The organism is Mesobacillus sp. (assembly GCF_049588175.1).
Lineage (GTDB): Bacteria > Bacillota > Bacilli > Bacillales > Cytobacillaceae > Mesobacillus.
Genome location: NZ_JBAVFI010000739.1, coordinates 1 through 3,347 on the forward strand (window position 1 = coordinate 1; position 3,347 = coordinate 3,347).

General features: G+C 41.2%; 5 protein-coding genes. All 5 read right to left on the reverse strand.

Annotated features, from left to right (window positions below):
* Positions 1–957: flagellar motor switch phosphatase FliY (gene fliY / locus WB217_RS17955; RefSeq protein ID WP_423994667.1), on the reverse strand; the 957-nt coding region annotated here is incomplete at its 3' end.
* A complete protein-coding gene (gene fliM, locus WB217_RS17960) occupies positions 944–1,945 on the reverse strand; it encodes a flagellar motor switch protein FliM (RefSeq protein ID WP_423994668.1) in 1,002 nt (333 codons plus the stop codon). The genes fliM and fliY, both read right to left, overlap by 14 nt.
* A gap of 41 nt (positions 1,946–1,986) precedes the next feature.
* Complete coding sequence (fliL, locus tag WB217_RS17965; protein ID WP_423994669.1) at positions 1,987–2,415, reverse strand: flagellar basal body-associated protein FliL; 429 nt, start codon at positions 2,413–2,415, stop codon at positions 1,987–1,989.
* Positions 2,405–2,626, reverse strand: a complete 222-nt coding sequence (locus tag WB217_RS17970; protein WP_207498430.1) for a flagellar FlbD family protein — start codon at positions 2,624–2,626, stop codon at positions 2,405–2,407. Before WB217_RS17970 ends, fliL begins: the two co-directional genes overlap by 11 nt.
* Positions 2,627–2,680: 54 nt before the next feature.
* Positions 2,681–3,347 (reverse strand): flagellar hook-basal body complex protein (locus tag WB217_RS17975; RefSeq protein WP_423994670.1); only part of this gene is annotated, 667 nt, incomplete at its 5' end.

A 3,347-nucleotide genomic window follows, 5' to 3' on the forward strand; every position in this document is an offset into this window, starting at 1 on the left:
TGAGAAAACCGCTGGCTGTACATTTGGCTGAGCACCGGTCATCACACTGCCAAAATGCTGAGGTCCAGTTGTTTGAGCAGGCTGCTGGTGGCTCCATGCATCAGCAGGCATAGCTTGCTGGACAGGCGCCTGATAATAAACCTGTTCAGGCTGTGGCTGGTAAGATACTTGCTGCTGGATTGTTGTCTGCGGTTCAGGTTGAGTATACATATTTGCCTGTACTTCTGGCTGCGGCTGCGGAGCACTTTGTTTTGGTGTTTCCACTTGGGAAGAACCAGGGTTCAATAATTCATCAACAAGGCTTTTCGCAAAAGTGACAGGCAGAAGCTGCATAATATTTGAATCTATCAGACTACCAATCTTTAAAGAAAAAGAAACCTTGACCAAAATATCATCTTCAGGAATCGTTTCTGTTCCTTCTCCTTCGGCAACGTTAAGAAGGTTAATATTGGGTGGTGATATATCGACTCTTTTATTGAATACAGTTGACATCGAGGTTGCCGCTGAACCCATCATTTGGTTCATCGCTTCCTGTACTGCGCTCAGCTGGATCTCATCAAGCAAGTCCTTTGGATCATGTCCATCCCCACCCAGCATTAAATCCGCAATAATCGCAGCGTCCTGGCGCTCAATGACCAGCATGTTACTGCCAATAAAACCTTCCGTATAATGCACCTGAACTGCTACGTAGGGATCTGGAAATTCATCCTCGAGCTTAGTCTTATGTACAACAGTAACTGTTGGAGTGTTAATTTCCACCTTTTGATTCAATAAAGTCGATAATGCTGTAGCCGAGCTGCCGAAAGAAATATTGCCTACCTCTCCTAGCGCATCTCTTTCCATAAACGAGAAGTAATCATCTACATTAATTGTCTCCTCTATTTCATTCACTTCTTCAGAAGTTCCTCTTAAAAGTGCATCGATTTCGTCTTGTGATAACATATCATCGCCCACCATCATCGTCTCCTCCCTTCAATGTATCTAACACTTGAATGGCTAATTTTTTGTTAATCTTTCCTGGCTGCCCGACGAATTTTGGAATTCCACCGATTTTTATCATCATAGGCTGGTCGATCTGCTGGTTTAATTCAATTACATCCCCTATATCAAACATCAGGAAATCCTGGATGGAAATTTCGGAAGAGCCGATTTCTGCAATGATATGGACATCTGCCTTATGGATTTCCTTTTGCAGTACTTCATACTCTATTGGCAAGCCTTCCTTCTTATCTGTTTGCATCCAATACTTTACAGACAGCATCGGCATAATCGGCTCAAGGACCACATGTGGGATACACATATTGATCATTCCGCTAGCTTCGCCTATTGTCGTATTAAGTGAAATAACAACTACTGTTTCATTAGGAGAAACCATCTGCAAAAATTGCGGATTCACTTCAAACTCTGTCAGCTGCGGATCAATTTCGGATATTGAACCCCAGGCCTCCTGGAAATTTTCAAAAGCTTTTTCAAACATGTTAGACATGATTTTCGTTTCGATCTCTGTCAGATTGTCGATTTTATTATGACTTGAACCTCGCCCACCTAGCATCCTGTCCATCATCGCATATGCGATATTAGGATTTACCTCCATCAGGATTCTGCCATCTAACGGCGGAACATCAAATACATTCAAAATGGTCATTTTCGGAATTGATCTGATGAATTCTTCATAAGGAATCTGATCAGCCGATGCAACACTGATTTGGACATATGTCCGTAGTTGCGCCGAGAAGTAAGTCGTAAGCAATCTCGCAAAATTCTCATGTATTCTTGTGAGGCTGCGGATCTGGTCTTTTGAAAAACGTAACGCCCTTCTGAAATCGTAAACTTTGACTCTCTTTTCGACTTGCTCTTTCTTTAATTCTTCTGCATCCATCTCACCTGTTGACAACGCAGAAAGCAGAGCATCTATTTCGCTTTGTGATAATACCTCTCCCGACATACCCTCACCTCCATTTCAATATGTTTGGTTAGTTAAAGTTCTTATTGGAGGAGAGATCCTGTAATATACACATTCTTTATTTTGCCTTCTTGCATCAAGCCGTTTAATTTTGCTTTAAGAGTTTCTTCCAGTTTCATCTTGCCTTCCTTACCTTGGAGTTCCTCAGATTTCTTTTCAGACAGCTCATAAATGATGAGATTCCTTACCTGGAAGTCTCGCTTCTGTAATTCTTCTTTCGCTTTTTTACTGTCTGTCTCAATTTTAAAAGATATTTTAATAAAATCATTTGAAGCCAGGTTTGTCGTTACTTCTGGAATATCTACTGATGCTTCTAACACTTCATCGATAGTTGGTTCTTTTTTTCCTTCATCGCCAGTCAGTTTCATTACAGCGACAACAGCAATCGTACCAACCAGCATGATTGCTACAAGCATGACCAGCATAATCATAACAAGTTTATTATTCTTCATCTTCATGTTCCTCCAAAGTACGCCTTCCAAGAAGGCCGACAATCTGAAAAAATTCCTTTATTAAAGTGCTAACCTGCGATTCGCTTTCCTTAACTACGTATTTCCTGCCGTTAGTCAGCATGATCGTCGTATCAGGGAAGGATTCAACAGTCTCAATCAAGAGCGGATTAATTCTAAACGTTTTCCCATTTAACTTCGTTACCTTTATCACTATAAATCACAGGGGCTAAAAGCGTTATGCTCTCAGCCCTGCTCCTCTCTTAATCTATCGTTTTAAGTTGATAAGCTCTTGAAGAATTTCATCAGATGTCGTGATAATTCTTGTATTTGCCTGGAAGCCACGTTGTGCTGTAATCATTTCAGTGAATTCCTCTGAAAGGTCTACGTTTGACATTTCGAGTGCACCTGAAGCGATTGTTCCATAGCCGTCTCCAGGAGTACCAATATTTGCAGTACCTGAGTTTACGGAGTCTTGGAACATGTTATTGCCTACTTTGCTTAGGCCTGCTGCGTTACTGAATTTTCCTAGAGCAAGTACACCAAGAGTTTCAACTCTTCCGTTAGAGAAGACACCGCTGATTTCACCAGTTTGACCAATGCTGAAGCTTTCTATCGCTCCTTGAGTTGTTCCGTTAGGTGCGAATAACGCATTCAAGTTCCCAGCCTTAGAAGTGACGTTACCAAGTGAAATAGTCAGGGGAATTTGCTCTCCGTTAGTGGTTCCATTATCAACAGATAACGTACCAGCTTGTTGAGAAACCGCCCCATCTTTTATTGTAATGACCATATCAGTTAAAGAACTTTTAGCCCTATCCTGAAGTGTAACTTCCCATTCACCTGAAGTACCTGTTGATTTAACACTTAATTCAATTGTATGTTCTTCACCTTTACTATCTACTACCTTTATTTGTTGAAGTTGCTCAGTGTCACCA

What these genes read in the sequence shown, in the direction of transcription:
- fliM (WP_423994668.1), bottom strand. Translation starts at nt 1,945, where the DNA reads ATGTCGGGAGAGGTATTATCACAAAGCGAAATAGATGCTCTGCTTTCT.
- fliL (WP_423994669.1), bottom strand. Translation starts at nt 2,415, where the DNA reads ATGAAGAATAATAAACTTGTTATGATTATGCTGGTCATGCTTGTAGCA.